Here is a 16789-nt window from a genome sequence, read left to right on the forward strand (position 1 = left end):
TCGCACCATTCAATCGCCTCGTGCACAGATTGACCGAAAAGGCGTCTCAGTCGGGAGCGCACATCATCGCAATCACCGACAGCTTTGCCGCGCCCATCAGCAAGTTTGCCGGGCTGCTGCACTTCGTGGCGCAGTCGTCCGGCCGGGCTTTCCCCGAATCCACTCTCGGTGCGATTGCCATCGCCAACATCCTTGCCGCACTGACTATCAGCCGGCTCGGCGAGGCCGCACAGCGTCGAATTCGTGACAACGAGCACTTCCTGGTCAACTCCGGCGAATATCTCCTGTCAGCCGGCACTAAGAACTCCCGGCGTGAAAAAAGGAACTGATGTTCCGTGGTGAGCTTGCCCATGAATGATGGGGCGGTACGTGCCGACATTATTTACTGCACCCAAGTCCGGGTTAGTAGGGAATAGATCGGTTGAGTTGCAACGGCAGCATAAAAGAGGAAGGCCCCCATGAAGATTCTCGTCCCAGTCAAACGGGTTGTCGACTACAACGTGAAGATCCGGGTTCGTCCGGATGGATCGGGTGTCGAGCTCGCCAATGTGAAGATGTCAATGAACCCGTTCGACGAGATCTCGGTGGAAGAGGCTCTGAGATTGAAGGAGGCCGGCAAGGCCGAGGAAGTGGTGGTGGTGTCGATCGGCCCCGCCAAGGCCGAGGAGACGCTGCGGACGGCACTTGCCATGGGTGCCGACCGGGCGATCCTGGTCGAGACCGACGATCAGGTCGAGCCGCTGGCCGTCGCCAAGATCCTCAAGGGTGTGGCCGATGCCGAACAGCCCGGGCTGATCATCGTCGGCAAGCAGGCGATCGACGATGATAGCAACCAGACCGGCCAGATGCTGGCGGCGCTGCTCGGTTCGGCCCAGGCGACCTTCGCCTCGAAGATCGAGATCGGTGACGGCAAGGCTGAGGTGACCCGCGAGGTCGACGGCGGCCTGCAGACGATCGAGATCAAGCTGCCGGCGGTGGTAACGACCGACCTGCGTCTCAACGAACCGCGTTATGCCTCGCTGCCGAACATCATGAAGGCGAAGAAGAAGCCGCTCGACAAGAAGAGCCCTGCGGATTTCGGTGTCTCCACGACGCCGCGGCTGAAGGTGCTGAAGACCGAGGAGCCGTCCGGCCGCAAGGCCGGCGTCAAGGTCAAGTCGGTCACTGAGCTTGTCGACAAGCTGAAGAACGAAGCCGGCGTGCTCTAATCGGGTTGGAATAGGAGTAATTATCAATGACCATTCTTCTTCTGGCCGACCATGACGGCAATCACCTTTCCGACCAGACCGCCAAGGCGCTGACGGCGGCAAGCCAGATCGGCGGCGAGGTGCATGTGCTGGTTGCCGGCAAGGCTGCCAGGGCTGCGGCCGAACAGGCGGCAAAACTTTCCGGCGTCTCCAAGGTGCTGCTCGCCGAAAGCGACGCGCTTGCCAACAATCTCGCCGAACCGCTGGCCGACCTGATCGTCTCGCTCGCCGGCTCCTACGACACGATCGTCTCGGCCGCCACTTCGGTCGGCAAGACGGTGCTGCCGCGGGTCGCCGCCCTGCTCGACGTCGCCCAGCTCTCGGAAATCATCGAGGTCGTCAGCCCCGACACCTTCAAGCGGCCGATCTATGCCGGCAACGCCATCCAGACGGTGCAGGCAAGCGATGCCAGGAAGGTGATCACCGTGCGCACCGCCTCGTTTGCCTCGGCCGCGGAAGGCGGTTCTGCCTCCGTCGAGGCGATCGCGGCTGTTTCCGATCCGGGTCTGTCGCGCTTCGTCGCCGATGCGCTGTCGGCCTCGGAACGGCCGGAACTGACCTCGGCCAAGGTCATCATCTCCGGCGGTCGGGCGCTCGGCTCGGCCGAGAAGTTCAAGGAAGTCATCCTGCCGGTTGCCGACAAGCTCGGCGCCGCCGTCGGCGCATCCCGTGCCGCCGTCGATGCCGGCTATGCCCCGAACGACTGGCAGGTCGGCCAGACCGGCAAGGTGGTGGCGCCCGATCTCTATATCGCCTGCGGCATCTCCGGCGCCATCCAGCATCTCGCCGGCATGAAGGATTCGAAGGTGATCGTCGCCATCAACAAGGACGAGGAGGCGCCGATCTTCCAGGTCGCCGACTATGGCCTCGTCGCCGATCTCTTCGACGCACTGCCGGAATTGCAAAAGGCGCTCTGAGCGAGGAGACTGAACGTGGCGCGTGCGGTGGGACGTCCAATCAGACCTGGTGCCGACCTTCTTCTGAACGATGACGAGAAGCCGGCATATGTCCGGCTGCGACCTTCCACGCCCAGAACTAAGCGCACTGCAAGGCCTGCGATATCAAGGACCCAACCAGAACATGGACTGGATGCTACCGTAGGACGGCAAGGACCGGCCTATCCGAATTGTAAACTCAACAACCGATGTCGTCAGCCTATGCAACTTCGTGATTGTGACTTCGAGAGGGCAATATGATTGCGGATCTGGAACTAGCGAAACGCGAGGCCAATGAACGTCTTTGCGTAGAAAGTTCTAATCTTTGCAATTCGATAGCCGTATCGGACGGACTCAAATGCATGCTTATGAAGAGAGCATCGGCTCTCCGAACGCTCATTCGCCGCATGTATTTATGTGCGATCAAGATATGAGCGGCTGAACGCGAGGCGGATTTTTGAAGCTTTGCTGGAACCGTTTATCATAGCGTTCGGCCGATGTTCCGGCCGGGCTATTCAAATTGCTCCGCGCTGAAAGGACCGCTGGACTTCAGTTTGGCAGGGTTGGGCTGACGTTATCGACGTCATCTACGGAGCGCGTCCGAGCGCTGAAATTGCTGGGCATCCACCAGTTCGGTTCGTTGCCAAGCAGCAACTGGAAAAAACCGGCAGCATAGTCCGAGTCCTCGTGTGTGTTCTCCCGGAAGGACCACCAGCTTCGAAGATCATCAACCATCTCGCTAACATGAACATCGATGTGAAATTCCTGCCCCATCGTGGCAGCATAGACTGTCAGGCAAAACGTCGTCGCTACATATCCTTCAGGCCAGAACGATTCCGGCGATTTCGGATCTACGTTGGCAGGAGAACGCATTGCCTTTATCGGCATATCCGAAACAAACTCGCGTAGCACGAGAGAGGGCGCAAACTGAAAAAACTCACGTCGTTCCGCGTTCTCCTTCGGCTTCTGGCGATCAACATGATCCAGCCAGCGAACAAATGCTCCTGCTAGCTTGACGTCGTCGACCGCGAAGTCGCAAGCCATCGCCTCGCCACAGAACGCCGCGTGGGCATGAAAGGCTGCCTTGAACCAATGCAATTGCCTGACTGCTATCCTTAACGGCTTGTTCGTCCGAGGTAGATTGTGCACCAATCGCGATAGATCAAACATGGCTGACGCACCGTTCAAAAAGTGCGGCCAAAGCGGGTCCATCTCCTTTCTGATAAAGATCCAGAATCTTCTCTCGAAGGGCGGCCGCCATGTCCGTTGCGGCAAAGATCATCGCTTCTCTGCCGGCGTCATCCTGTTCCGCGAGCAGTGAAAGCATCCCGGCAAAAACCGCGACGACAGCTAGCCCGGCGCGCGTCGATAGGCCGTCTACTTGATCAATTGTGATCGACCTTTCATCAGCAAGATGCAAGGTCAATTGGGCAGCAAGCTGGTAGACGTCCTGGAACCCAGTTGTTTGGCCAAAAGCTCTTAGAGCCGCGCTCTGGTGGATAAGCGTCCTCTTAGCGCCGAGACGACTCAATACAATCTTCATTGTCGCGTAGAAAGCGATCGAAAACTCGTATTGCGGCCGCGAAGAAGCAATAACCTCGCTGAAGCTTTTGAATTTGGCCGAATCCTCTACGACTGAATGCGCTAACTTGCACGCGATTTGATCAACGTTGCGCGCGAACACTTCGATCTCGCCAAGAGCGGAAAGGGCAATCTCCGACGCCGGTCCCGGGAGTCGCCGTGGGGCTGTCGCCTTTACTGTGTCACGCCCCCTTCGGAGCGTATAACGCAACGATCGCAGTACATCTTTCAAACGCGTCGTCGTTTGTGGAGCGAAATCGGGCGACATACCAACCTACCTCAGTGCACCTCTGTCAGAGCCGCTACATCATACTGCAATTGACGCCTCGGTGTAGCCTTAATGAATGCATGAGTCGCATCATAATTGGCCACGCCAGCCTGGCTTCCCAAGCCGGTGGCGTTCAACGCGGAGGACGCTTGGCCGAGTTCGACTGCATCCTGAGGCGTCAGTCCTTTTGCCAGGCCGCTCGCGAACCCGCCATTGAAGCAGTCACCACACCCGCATGTGCACTTCACATCAACTTGGAATGCCGGCGAGTGAAACTCTAGGCCCGATTCGTCATGGTAGTAGGCGCCCTCTGCTCCCAACGTCAGAATTACACATTTCGCCCCTCTGCCAAGCAGGAAATCCGCCAGATCCTTGTTGTGGGTCAACCCCGAAAGCGCCTGAGCTTCTTCCTCAGAGGGAAGAAAGTAGTCCGTGTAGGGCAGAAGAGCTTCGACTTTGGGGAGATCGGCGGATGTCGAAGCGAAGACGTCGAGCGTCGTAATGACGCCGCGCCGACGTGCTTCAGCCATGATTTCTGCAGTACGACCACAGTCATCCATCCGGTTCATCAGACCGACACCGCCGACATGCAGGATTTTAGTGTCAAGAACGCGATCAATTTCGGAATCCGACACGAAGAATGCATCGGTGGCACCGCGCTTGTGGAGTGCCGGCCGCTGGCCGTTCGGTCGAGTCGTCACGATTGAGCAGGACGTTGAGTAGCCCTCGTAGCGTCGCATCATCGTGGTGTCTACGTCGAACGACTGGAGCTTCATCCGGACCCAATCGCCCATGTCATCATAACCAACTCCGCCGACCGCTTGCACTTTAAGGCCGTATTTGGCGGCCACAATGGCGGCGGAACCTGCCGCGCCGGATACGGCCAGGGTAAAGTCTTCCACGAACAGAGTCTGCCCAGCCGGCGGGATTTCCGTAACCGGTCGGCAAAGAGCGTCGAAAGTGTAAAAGCCGACGCAACTGAAATCAAAGGTCGCCGACATCACTGGGCTCCGATCCTGTTGCCGTCACCGTCGAAGTAGTAGACCCGACCAGGATCAAATCCGATCGATACGCTGGAATCAATCTTCGCCCGGAAATCTCGGCCGGCTTTGATTTCAAACGTCTTCTCTGGAGTACGGACCGACAGGTAAGTGATATCGCCGGTCGGCTCTACGCCGTAGACCGTGCCTTGGAGATTCTCGCCGCCGACCACGCAATCCTCCGGCCGAAAACCGAGCGTGACCTGACCGGACAGCTCGGCAGGGCAGGCGACCTTCACGCCAGGAGCCGAGAAGACTCCACCTTGCGCCACCCCCGATACCAAATTCATCGGGGGCGATCCGATGAACCCCGCGACGAAGGTATTCGCCGGATTCGAATAGATCTCATCGGGGGTGCCGATCTGCTGGATTATCCCTTTGTTCATGATGACGATCCGATCAGCAAGCGTCATTGCCTCGATCTGGTCGTGCGTCACATAAACCGTGGTTACCTTCAGGTCCCGCTGCATGTGCTTGATCTGGACGCGCATGCTGGCGCGCAGCTTTGCATCGAGGTTCGAAAGCGGCTCGTCCATGAGGAAGACTTGCGGCTGACGAACAATGGCACGGGCGAGCGCAGCGCGCTGTCTCTGGCCACCGGAAAGCGCGCCAGGCTTGCGTTCGAGGAACGGTCCGAGCTCGACCATGTCGGCGGCGCGACGAACGAGGCTGTCATGTTTGTCCCTGGGGATGCGCCTCATTTTCAGAGGAAACCGAATGTTCTCGTAGATCGACATGTTCGGGTACAAGGCATAGCCCTGAAAGACCATGGCAACGTCGCGATCTCGTGCATCGACTTCGTTCATGACGTTGCCGCCGATGCGGATCTCACCCCCTGTCGGTTGTTCCAGACCAGCAATCATGCGCATGGTCGTGGTTTTGCCGCAGCCGGATGGTCCCAAAAGGACAAGAAACTCCTCGTCGGCGATATCGAGGGTCACGTCTTGGACACCAAAGAAGGAGCCAAAGCTCTTCACGACGTTCTTGAGTTCAATAGAGGCCATGGAATTATCCTTTCACAGCGCCCATCGTGAGTCCGCGCGAGAGATGCTTCTGGATCAGGATGACGAGGATCAGGATCGGAGCGAATGCGAGGAACGAGACGAGTGCGATAGCGTTGTAGATCACCCCGTCTGAGCCGCCGGTGAAATTGGCGAGAGCAACGGACATCGTATAGGCCTTCGAGGTCGATGCGATGAGGAGGGTGAAGAGGAATTCGTTGATTGCGAAGATCGCGGCGATCACCGCAGCCGTTATGATGCCAGGAAGGCACGCAGGGATCATTATTTCCCAAAGAATGGTTAGATCCCCCGCGCCGTCGGTGCGGGCAGCGTCTTCCAGTTCCTTTGGAATATCCAGCATGTAGCTGCGAATAATCCATGTGACGAGGCTGAGATTGATGGCCGCGTAAATGAGCATCAGAGCCCAGACGGAATCCAGCAGACCCATATTCTTGAACAGGAAGAAGATCGGCACTGCGACAATGGCCGGCGCCATCATCCGCGTCGACAGGATATAAAAACCGATGTCCTCCCGACCGCGGAACTCATAGCGAGCCAAAGCGAAGGCTGCGGGGATCGCCAGAATCAGGTCAATAACGACAGAGCCCGCGACCGCAACAACCGAATTTCGCAGATAAGAAGCTATGGGCCAGTCGCTGACGAGAAGGCGCCAGGCGTCCAAGCTCCAGGTGGGCCAGTAGATGGGCCTTGGTACAATGATTTCCGTTCTTGGCCTGAAGCCGATCGTCAGGAACCAGATGATTGGAACGAGACAAACGAGCGCCCATGCGACAAGTATGATGTAGCGAAGAAGAAGGCTTTCACCGCCGCTCTTTCGAATGCTAGCCATCTCATGATTTCCCAGATTTGAATGCGCGCTTAACGACAGTTTGAGCGATTACGATCGTGAAGATCAGCATCAGCACAGATGCCGCGGAGGCGTATCCGAAATTGAACATCCTGAAGCCTTGGCGATAGATGAAGTAGCTCATCGTCTCCGTCGCACCGCCTGGTGTGCCTTGGGTCATGATGTAGACGTTTGTGAACATCGTTGTGATGTCGATGCCGCGCAGCGTTACGGCAACCACGATGATCGGCCTCATCATCGGCAGTGAGATGTTCCAAAAAATGGCACCCCAGCTTGCCCCGTCCAATCGAGCCGCTTCCTCGATTTCCTCGTCCTGCCCCTGAAGAGCGCCGACGAAGATGATGAAAAGAAAGGGCGTCCACTGCCACACGTCCGCGACGATCAGTGTAAGTCTGGCGAGCCAGACGGACGCAAGCCAGTCGACATTGTTGGAGACCACTCCAATCGACATGAGGATGTCGGAGATTACCCGGCCGTCGTTAAACGCCAGCTTCCAGATGAATGCCACTGCCGAGGGCATAAAGAGCATCGGCATCAGGAAAACGATGCGCCAACCGCGGACAAGTGGGTCGCGGTAACAGAAGAAAGCTACGGTCATCGCGATCACGGACTGCAGGGTCAGGGAGATCCCGCCTATGATGGCGGTGTTTCCCAACGCCGCCCAAAATTCGCGATCTTGGATGATCCTCGTGTAGTTTCCGAGCCCGACCCAAGACCAGTTCACGAACTTGACGACAAAGAGGCTTTGGTACATCGCGAACAGACCTGGATACAGGGTGATCGCGAGCAGGTAGGCTACAGCAGGTCCAACCAAGAGGTACGGGAAGACCTTCCGCGCCGTAGCCGAGCGGGGGCGAGGTCTTGCGGGTACCTTTACGGTGGAGGCGGCAAACGCCGCCTCCGTTTCAAGTCTTTGAGTCGAATGGGTCATGATCTTAGAAAGGCAGCGCCTTGCCTTTGCCTACATAAAGCCCTGGCTCCGCGTCCGCGTAAGCAATCGGGGCATTTCCACCGGAGAAGCCATTCTTCTCCAGAATACTCTTCCAGGCCTTTTGCCCGTTCTCAAGGGCTTCCTTGGCTGAAATCTGCCCAGTGACTGCGCGGTTGATCTCGTTTCCGAGCGCCTGCTCCATTTCGAACATCCCCGGGATACGGGGCGCGCACCATGCGTGCTCCAGGCTGTCCGCCCAGACCTTCATCGGTTGGCTCACCGCCCGAAGACGTTCGTTTGCCAAAACCGAGCGGTAGCCCGGAGCAACACCGTTGGCATTCGCTTCGTTCATCGCCATGATAGACGAAGTCGTGAGGAAGGCGAGCATAAGGAACGCGCCCTCGGGGTTTTGCGACGTGGCAGCAACACAGGAAGTCGAGCCGGCAATGTTCGGCGGGGCGAATACACCCCCCGCGATTCGCGGTTCGTAGATTGTCACGAAATCGTCAACGATCTTCGATTGATCAGGTCGCATGGCCTGTGTGCCGCTGTCCTGCCAGCTGATATTTGCTGCAACCTGGCCACCAAGCCAGGCAGCGCGGTTTTCACCCCAGCCAGCGCCGGAAACGCCTTCGATGGCGTTTTTCTGAAGAGCCAGAATGATATCCATGGCCTTCATTCCGGCATCACTGGTGAGCTGCGGATTCCATTGGCTGTCGAACAGGGAAAGTCCGGCTTGCGCCGCGATATGTTCCCAGGTGTAAGTTGCCCAGAAACCACGGGCCGCCATCAAACCGACGCCGGCTACGCCGCCACCGAGCTTGTTTGCTTCGCCAGTGATACGAATGAGTTCGTCATAAGTCGGTACTGATTGAGCTCGATCTATGGGGCCGCCGAGGATCTTCTCCATGATCGACTTGCGCAGATGCACCATCTGAACATCGCAGTCGAAGGGGATGCCAACGAGCTTACCGCCGACATAGCCGTAGTTCAGACGATAAGTGTCATAGAAGTCATCGAGCGGCAGCTTCCACTTTTCCGCATATTCGCTGAGATCGGCAAGGAAGCCTGGGCCTGCAAAGTCGCCGAGCCAGGGTGAGAAGAACTGCAAAGCATCGAAGGAAGCGTTGCCGGAAATGAATTCCGAAACCGCCTTGTCGTAGAAGCTGTCGTCGGGGATTGGAACAAGTTCGACCTTGATGCCTGACAGCTGTTCAAAAGGCTTGAGCCCCTCGGCCGCAGACTCCTGGTCAGCCGCGCCTACGGCAAACCTGACCGTCTTTCCGGTCTGCTCCGAGCGAATCTTTTCCCAGTCTACCGTGCGAATCCAGTCCTTCGCCGGATCCCACAACGGATCATCAGACATTTTGTAGAGCTTGCGGTAGTCCTCGCGGACATAGTCTTTAACGGAAATTTTGTCCAAAACTGATTGGACATCTGGTAGACCCGATTGCGCAAACGCCGGCAGCTTGAGGGCTGAGGCTGCGCCTGCGGCGAGCCCAAAAGCTGCCGAATGTCTCAGGAATCCGCGGCGCGAAACGCCCGAACTTAAAACTGTCATGTTGTACTCCTCCCAATCCGAATAAATCAGTTGAATGCCAATGGAGGCAAGTAGGTTTGGCGCGGCCTCCACTCCGCCCCGTAGCTCTTCCTCTGCCGGAATGGCGCGAACAATTGCTATTAAAAAATACATTGTGTTCATAGTGCGCCGCTGTCAACCATTTTTTTGGGCGCCATTTGTCGCGACTGCCGAACATCGTCTAGGTTACGGGCATCTTTGTGCACTGCAGCGCTCGTCTGGAGAGCAATCGAAGCCGATCTATCCACTGCGTGATAAATCTTGTACAGGACAGGAAATTCAGCACTCGGCGCGTGATGGTCCGTCGCAGAAAAGGGGCGGACCGCGCATCGCGCTATTGGCGCCAAGTTTATAGATCTGGGAAGGAAGCTAAATGCAGACCACGTCTCCAGTTGTCATGGTCCAGAGCGAGTCTGAAAGGCTGCGGGCGCGAGTGGCGTGGCTCTATCATATCGAGAATTACACGCAGAACGACATTGCTGCCCAGTTGGGCATCAACCGGGTTATGGTCGTTAGGCTTCTTGCGGAAGCTCGTCGCCGCAACGAAGTCCGTGTTACAATATCTTCGGCGCTTTCCGATATGATCGCTCTTGAAAGAGAGCTGGAGACTACCTTCGGAATAAAGCAGGTGATTGTCGCGCCCTTCGCTGATGCTGAGGGTGATCCGACCAAGGTAATTGCAGCGGCAGCAGGAACGCTGATTACGGGCATGATGCATTCCGGCATGATCGTTGGCGTGGGTTGGGGTCGCACTCTCTACAACACGTTACCTTTCATTGCCGGCGCCGCTCTTGACGATTTCCGCGTCGTGTCGCTGCTCGGCGGCATTTCTGCTGCCCGTCGTTTCAATCCCGCTGAGTTTGCCTGGCAGTTCGCAGAGCTGTTTAAGGGCGAGGGCTTCCTCGTTACCGCGCCAGCTGTGGTTGACAGCCCGGAGACAAAGCATGCGTTGCTGGAAAGGTGCGGCCTTGCCGCCATCTTCGAGATGGCGGATAAGCTCGACGTCGCGCTTCTCTCGGTCGGGGGCATCTCTGCTCTGACCACAAGTTATCGAACCGGATATCTCAGTGAAGCGGATCGCCGCTCTTTGATCGATGCCGGTGCGGTTGGAGACGTTCTTTACAACTTTATTGACAAGGACGGGAATGTCATTGACCACGAGGTTAACGCTCGGGTTATTTCGGTGAATCTCGAGCGACTGCGGCGCACCCCTGAGCGCATCCTGATCTCGGGCGGGCCGGAAAAGCTGGAGGCGCTTCGCGCATCTCTCGTTACGATCAAGCCGACCACTTTTGTGACCGACGAACAGACCGCAGGCGCGTTACTCGGCTCAACGACTGCGCGCCCTTAGCGCGAACGAGCGTAGACGCCCAAAATTTGGTCTGCGCATCAATTCCCGGCACCGCCCTAGGCCTTTCGTAGGCCCTTATCCCGCGCAGCGTACTCGTGGGTACCGTAGGATTGCGTTTTTTGGCGACTAGCTTTTATTGGCGACGAGCCCTCTTTGCGCGCGTGTATGCTCCGACGATAAATGTTCGCTCAATGTCGAGAAAGCGGTGCGTTTTGCATGAAAGCCAGATCAAAAAAGAACATACGTGTTGACTGGCTAACAAATGTACATTACCAATGCTCCCGGATGAATTTGGGAGGAATGGAATGCCCATTAACGTTGCGCCAACCGGGCTCGCACGCGATCTGGTGCGTCGAGAGGCCGAGGGAAATCCTATTCGCATCGGCCTGATCGGCAGCGGGGAAATGGGCACGGATATCGTGACCCGCGTCGCCCACATGCCCGGGATCGAGATCGGGGCAATCTGCGACCTGAACGTCGCCCGTGCCCGCGAAGCCGTCGATATCGCCTATCAGGCTGATGGCCATCATCGCGAAGCTGCAACCGCGGATCAGATCAATTCTGTGATTGAGGGCGGGAACATCGCCATCACAGCCGATTCCGCCAATATCCTAAATAGCGGGCTGATTGATGTCGTGATCGATGCCACTGGCGTCCCGGCCGTGGGCGCGGAAATCGGCTTGGCGGCCATGGAGCATGGCAAGCACCTCGTGATGATGAACGTGGAAGCGGACGTCACGATTGGCGCATATCTCAAAAGCGAGGCCGAGCGGCTCGGGGTGACCTACTCCCTCGGCGCCGGAGACGAGCCGTCGTCCTGCATCGAATTGATCGAGTTCGTTTCAGCGATGGGTCACCCAATCGTTGCAGCAGGCAAAGGCAAAAACAACCCGTTGAACATCGACGCGGTCCCGGATCAATACGCCGAGGAAGCGGCGCGCCGAAACATGAATGTCCGCATGCTGGTGGAATTCGTGGACGGTTCGAAAACGATGGTGGAAATGGCCGCCATTGCAAACGCAACGGGTCTGGTGCCGGATAAACCGGGCATGCACGGGCCGGCTGCCACGCTTGACCAGCTGTCATCAGTGCTCGTCCCTGAAAAGGACGGCGGCGTGCTGACGAAATCGGGTGTTGTCGACTATTCAATCGGAAAGGGTGTTGCCCCTGGCGTGTTCGTTGTTGCTGACATGTCCCATCCGCGAATCTCTGAGCGGATGGAAGATCTAAAGATGGGGAAGGGGCCGTATTTCACCTTCCACCGGCCGTATCATCTGACGTCATTGGAAGTACCGCTCACCTGTGCCCGCGTCGTTCTTTATGGGAAGCCGGACATGGTCCCTCTGTCGACACCTGTGGCGGAAGTATGTGCGGTGGCCAAGAAGGATCTCCAGCCTGGCGACAAGCTCGATGCAATCGGCGAGTACTGCTATCGCGCATGGATCATGACTGCGCCTGAAGCCCGAAGCGCCGCGGCTATTCCCTGCGGCATGCTGCAAGGAGGCAAGGTCACCGCGCCGATTAAGAAGGGCGAGTTGATTACTTACAGCAATGCATCGGTCGCGGAAGGCTCTCGTCTTGCCGCCTTGCGCGCCCGGCAGGACGCTCTTGTTTACGGCAGGGAGGCATAAATGGCAAATTCAGCAAGAGCAATGAAGAGCGCCGAGGCCAGCAATCTTCCGTTTATCTACCGACAATATACGCGCGAGCAGTTGCTGGACGCTCTTCGGAAGATGCACCTCATACGGCAGTTCGAAGAAGGCGCTGAGGAAAGCTACACACGCGGCCTCATCCATGGGACGATGCATCTGTCGATCGGCCAGGAAGCAAGCGCCATGGGCGTTTGCCTCCCGCTGACGCAACAGGATCAGATCACCTCGACCCATCGCGGCCACGGGCACTGCATCGCCAAGGGCGCTGAGGTCAAGCGCATGTTTGCTGAGTTCTTCGGCAAAACGACCGGCTATTGCGCCGGCCGCGGCGGCTCCATGCATATTGCAGATGTCACGACCGGCAATCTCGGCGCGAACGGAATCGTCGGGGGTGGCTTGCCCATCGCTGTTGGCGCCGCTCTGACATCCAAGCGGCTCAAGACCGGAAAAGTGGTCGTCTGCTTCTTTGGTGACGGCGCCAACAACGAAGGCGCTTTCCATGAAGCCTTGAACATGGCTGCCGTTTGGAAGCTGCCCGTTATCTTCGTCTGTGAAAACAACGGCTACGGCATGTCGACCTCGACCGCGCGCTCGACGGCGGTTGCCAACATCGCCGACCGGGCCGGCGCTTACAGCATGCCGGGCGTCATCGTCGATGGCAACGTGCTCTCCGAGGTGGCCGAAGCCACTCACAATGCTGTTGAACGTGCGAAGCGCGGCGAGGGGCCATCCCTCATCGAATGCAAGACCTATCGTTATCGAGGCCACTCCAAGAGCGACCGAAACCGCTACCGCACGAAAGACGAAATCGATGACTGGATGAGCAATCGAGATCCTATCGTCCGGTTCGAAACGCAGCTCCGGGAATTCGGTGTCGCAAATGATGCAGAGTTGGAGGCAATCCGCCAGTCCGTTCGCGATGAGATCGCGGCAGGTATCGAATTCGCAAAGGCAAGCCCGGCGCCTGACGTCGCTGAGTTGGCTGAGAATGTTTATACGGAGCAGGCATAAATGGACACCGGTGTTCGAGAACTCAGCTACTCCCAGGCCATCCAAGAAGCCATGGCGATCGCGATGGAGGCGGATGAGCGCGTCATTCTAATGGGCGAAGATATCGGCGTTTACGGTGGCGCGTTTCAGGTAACCGGCGATCTCATCGACAGGTTCGGTCCTGATCGCGTGATGGACACTCCGATTTCCGAGCTGGGCGGCGCAGGCGTCGCAGTTGGTGCCGCGATGACCGGATTGAGACCGATTTTCGAGTTTCAGTTCTCTGATTTCGCGGCGCTGGCGATGGAGCAAATCGTCAATCAGGCTGCGAAGATGCGCTATATGCTTGGCGGCGAAGTGTCAGTGCCGGTCGTTATGCGATTTCCGGCCGGCTCTGGCACCGGGGCGGCCGCCCAGCATAGCCAGAGCCTGGAGGCGTGGTTGGGACACGTGCCCGGCTTGAAGGTCATTCAGCCCGCGACACCACACGATGTCAAAGGCATGCTGCTGGCCGCTGTCGCCGATCCCGACCCGGTCATGATCTTCGAGCACAAGCTCCTGTACAAAATGAAGGGACCAGTTCCTGAAGGTCACTACACGGTCCCTCTCGACAAGGCGGAAATTCGTCGACAGGGCAAAGATCTGAGCATCGTCGCGACATCAATCATGGTTCATAAGGCACTCGATGCCGCCGCGCAGCTGGCTGACGAAGGCATTGATGTCGAAGTGATCGATCTTCGTTCGGTGCGGCCGATCGACAGGGCGACCGTGATTGCAAGCGTGAAGAAGACGACCAGGCTTCTTTGTGTCTACGAGGGCGTCAAGACGCTTGGTGTCGGAGCAGAAATAAGCGCCATGATCGCCGAAAGCGACGCGTTCGATTATCTCGACGCACCGATCGTCCGGCTTGGCGGCTCCGAAACGCCGATTCCGTATAATCCGGAGCTTGAAAAGGCCGCTGTTCCGCAGGCCACAGACATTTTCAATGCCGCGCGGGATCTCGTGAGAGGAGCGCGATAGTATGGCAACGGAAATCATCCTCCCGAAGGTCGACATGGATATGGCGACCGGCAAGATTTCGAAGTGGTTTTTCAAGGAAGGTGACCGCGTCGGTAAGGGCGATGTCCTGTTCGAGATCGAAACCGACAAGGCGGCGATGGAAATCGATTCCCCCGCTGCGGGCATTCTCCGAAACGTCACCGGTGAAGAAGGCATCGATATCGCCGTGGGGTCGGCCGTCGCCTGGGTTTACGAGGAGGGCGAGGTATATCAGGCTGCCACTCAGCCCACTGCTCCGTCCGCTCCCGCAACGGCGGAGGCTTCCGAAGCGACCGCCGCCCACCCAGTCAGCACTCACAACCATAATGCTTCAGCCGATGCCGGAAGACCAATCAGAGCTACCCCCTTGGCACGGCGTCTGGCGCGGGAAGGCGGCATCGATTTGGGATGCGTGGCTGGGACCGGCCCGCACGGAAGAATCGTGAGCGCTGATGTTTCGAAGGCACGCGTCGCCGAGGCGACCGTCGCTCAGCCCGCGCCTGCCGGCGCTGAAAATATTGGCCAACAAGCTCTTTCTGACAGCACTTTGAAGCTGTTCGCCGAAGGCACGTTCGATCTGCAAGCTCATACACCCATGCGAAGGACGATCGCTCGGCGATTGCTGGAAGCGAAGACGACCGTTCCGCATTTCTACCTCTCGGTTGATTGCCATATTGATGCCCTTCTCAAGCTACGGGCCGAACTAAACGCTTCGGCGCCAGTGACGGATGGCACGCCAAACTATAAGTTGTCGGTCAATGACATGGTCATCAAGGCTTACGCGCTGGCTCTGGGATCAACGCCCGACGCGAACGTGTCTTGGACGGAAGAAAACCTCTTGCGCCATCATTCCGTTGACGTAGGAGTTGCCGTTTCCGTGACGGGCGGGCTGATCACGCCGATCATCCGACATGCTGAATCCAAGACGCTTTCGACGATCTCCAACGAGATGAAAGATTTGGCTGCACGCGCCAGATCAGGGAAATTGAAGCCGGCCGAGTACCAGGGCGGCACGGGAGCGATATCGAACCTCGGCATGTTCGGGGTGAGGGAATTCGCAGCCATCATCAACCCTCCCCACTCAACCATCCTGGCTGTTGGCTCTGGGGAGAAGAGGCCCGTCGTCAACGCTCACGGCGATTTGTCGAGCGCGACCGTAATGACAGTGACGTTGTCAACGGATCATCGCGCGGTCGATGGCGCTCTTGGCGCAGAGCTGATCGGAAAATTCCGAACGCTGATCGAAAACCCGATGAGCATGCTGATCTAGTTTCCTCCCAGCCTCGGGGGATCTTGCCACGACGCGAACACGTCTTGACGGATCCCCCATCTTTTCAAGGAAAACAGATGTCCTACGACGTCATCATCATCGGCTCCGGTCCCGGCGGCTATGTCGCCGCCATTCGCGCGGCCCAGCTCGGCCTTAAGACGGCGATCGTCGAGCGCGAACATATGGGCGGCATCTGCCTGAACTGGGGCTGCATACCGACGAAGGCGCTGTTGCGTTCGGCCGAGGTGCTCGATCATGCCAATCACTTCAAGGATTTCGGCCTCGTTCTTGAAGGCACGGTGAAGCCGGATGCCAAGGCCGTCGTCGGCCGCTCGCGCGCTGTTTCTGCCCGTCTCAACGCCGGCGTCGGCTTCCTGATGAAGAAGAACAAGATCGACATCATCTGGGGCGAGGCGAAGCTTTCGAAGCCCGGCGAAATCGTCGTCGGCAAGTCGTCGAAGCCTGTCGTCGAACCGCAGCACCCGCTGCCGAAGAACGTCAAGGGCGAGGGCACCTATGCCGCCAAGCACATCATCCTCGCGACCGGCGCCCGCCCGCGCGCGCTGCCCGGCATCGAGCCGGATGGCAAGCTGATCTGGACCTATTTCGAGGCGCTGAAGCCGGATGCGCTGCCCAAGTCGCTGATCGTCATGGGTTCCGGCGCGATCGGCATCGAATTCGCAAGCTTCTATCGTTCGATGGGCGTCGACGTCACGGTGGTGGAAGTCATGCCGACGATTATGCCGGTCGAGGATGCCGAAATCACCGCCATCGCCCGCAAGCAGCTGGAAAAGCGCGGCCTCAAGATCTTCACCAGCGCCAAGGTGACCAAGGTCGAGAAGGCGGCAAACAGCATCACCGCCCATGTCGAGACTGCAGACGGCAAGGTCCAGCAGATCACCGCCGACCGGATGATTTCGGCTGTCGGCGTTCAGGGCAATATCGAAAACCTCGGCCTGGAGGCGCTCGGCATCAAGACCGACCGCGGCTGCGTCGTCGCCGACGGTTACGGCAAGACCAATGTCGCGGGCATCTATG

At 58.0% G+C, this 16789-nt stretch carries 15 protein-coding genes and 2 pseudogenes; 10 read left to right on the forward strand and 7 right to left on the reverse strand.

The features are described 5' to 3' along the window. The 4 genes and pseudogenes from PH551_RS31810 to PH551_RS33105 form a co-directional block, all read left to right on the forward strand. Positions 1–329: pseudogene (locus tag PH551_RS31810) on the forward strand (MurR/RpiR family transcriptional regulator); the annotation flags it as partial. A 129-nt stretch (positions 330–458) separates the two neighbouring features. After that, positions 459–1208 (forward strand): electron transfer flavoprotein subunit beta/FixA family protein, encoded by a 750-nt coding sequence (locus PH551_RS31815; RefSeq protein WP_285196316.1) that lies wholly within the window; start codon positions 459–461, stop codon positions 1206–1208. A 26-nt stretch (positions 1209–1234) separates the two neighbouring features. After that, positions 1235–2164: an electron transfer flavoprotein subunit alpha/FixB family protein gene (locus PH551_RS31820; RefSeq protein ID WP_285196318.1), complete on the forward strand. Its 930-nt coding sequence runs from the start codon at positions 1235–1237 to the stop codon at positions 2162–2164. Positions 2165–2179: 15 nt separating this feature from the next. Further along, positions 2180–2263 (forward strand): annotated as a pseudogene (locus PH551_RS33105) (dimethylsulfonioproprionate lyase family protein); the annotation flags it as partial. Between the two features lie 468 nt (positions 2264–2731). On the opposite strand, the gene PH551_RS31825 reads toward PH551_RS33105, so the two are convergent. The 7 genes from PH551_RS31825 to PH551_RS31855 form a co-directional block, all read right to left on the reverse strand. Then, positions 2732–3280, reverse strand: coding sequence for a hypothetical protein (locus PH551_RS31825; RefSeq protein ID WP_285196319.1), 549 nt, complete (start codon positions 3278–3280; stop codon positions 2732–2734). A gap of 64 nt (positions 3281–3344) precedes the next feature. Next, a complete protein-coding gene (locus PH551_RS31830) occupies positions 3345–4031 on the reverse strand; it encodes a hypothetical protein (protein WP_285196320.1) in 687 nt (228 codons plus the stop codon). 11 nt (positions 4032–4042) lie between these two features. Continuing rightward, complete coding sequence (locus tag PH551_RS31835; protein ID WP_285196321.1) at positions 4043–5032, reverse strand: carbohydrate kinase family protein; 990 nt, start codon at positions 5030–5032, stop codon at positions 4043–4045. Beyond that, positions 5032–6075 (reverse strand): ABC transporter ATP-binding protein, encoded by a 1044-nt coding sequence (locus tag PH551_RS31840; protein WP_285196322.1) that lies wholly within the window; start codon positions 6073–6075, stop codon positions 5032–5034. The genes PH551_RS31835 and PH551_RS31840 overlap by 1 nt, the downstream gene beginning before the upstream one ends. A gap of 4 nt (positions 6076–6079) precedes the next feature. Continuing rightward, positions 6080–6922, reverse strand: a complete 843-nt coding sequence (locus tag PH551_RS31845; protein WP_097593962.1) for a carbohydrate ABC transporter permease — start codon at positions 6920–6922, stop codon at positions 6080–6082. Between the two features lies 1 nt (position 6923). Further along, positions 6924–7871 carry a carbohydrate ABC transporter permease gene (locus PH551_RS31850; protein ID WP_285196324.1) on the reverse strand — a complete coding sequence of 316 codons (948 nt, stop codon included), beginning with the start codon at positions 7869–7871 and terminating at the stop codon, positions 6924–6926. Between the two features lie 4 nt (positions 7872–7875). Next, entirely contained in the window at positions 7876–9573 is a 1698-nt protein-coding gene (locus PH551_RS31855; protein ID WP_285196325.1) for an ABC transporter substrate-binding protein, read from the reverse strand. Positions 9574–9823: 250 nt separating this feature from the next. Here PH551_RS31855 and PH551_RS31860 point away from each other — a divergent pair, with 250 nt between their 5' ends. The 6 genes from PH551_RS31860 to PH551_RS31885 all read left to right on the forward strand — a co-directional run. After that, positions 9824–10801, forward strand: a complete 978-nt coding sequence (locus PH551_RS31860; protein WP_285196326.1) for a sugar-binding transcriptional regulator — start codon at positions 9824–9826, stop codon at positions 10799–10801. A 305-nt stretch (positions 10802–11106) separates the two neighbouring features. Continuing rightward, a complete protein-coding gene (locus PH551_RS31865; protein WP_285196327.1) occupies positions 11107–12432 on the forward strand; it encodes an NAD(P)H-dependent oxidoreductase in 1326 nt (441 codons plus the stop codon). Continuing rightward, positions 12433–13464, forward strand: coding sequence for a thiamine pyrophosphate-dependent dehydrogenase E1 component subunit alpha (locus PH551_RS31870; protein WP_285196328.1), 1032 nt, complete (start codon positions 12433–12435; stop codon positions 13462–13464). Further along, positions 13465–14463 carry an alpha-ketoacid dehydrogenase subunit beta gene (locus tag PH551_RS31875; RefSeq protein ID WP_285196329.1) on the forward strand — a complete coding sequence of 333 codons (999 nt, stop codon included), beginning with the start codon at positions 13465–13467 and terminating at the stop codon, positions 14461–14463. 1 nt (position 14464) lies between these two features. Beyond that, a complete protein-coding gene (locus tag PH551_RS31880; RefSeq protein WP_285196330.1) occupies positions 14465–15751 on the forward strand; it encodes a pyruvate dehydrogenase complex dihydrolipoamide acetyltransferase in 1287 nt (428 codons plus the stop codon). Positions 15752–15828: 77 nt separating this feature from the next. After that, positions 15829–16789: dihydrolipoyl dehydrogenase (locus tag PH551_RS31885; RefSeq protein ID WP_285196331.1), on the forward strand; the 961-nt coding region annotated here is incomplete at its 3' end.

This window comes from Rhizobium atlanticum (assembly GCF_030182485.1).
Taxonomy (GTDB): Bacteria; Pseudomonadota; Alphaproteobacteria; order Rhizobiales; family Rhizobiaceae; genus Rhizobium.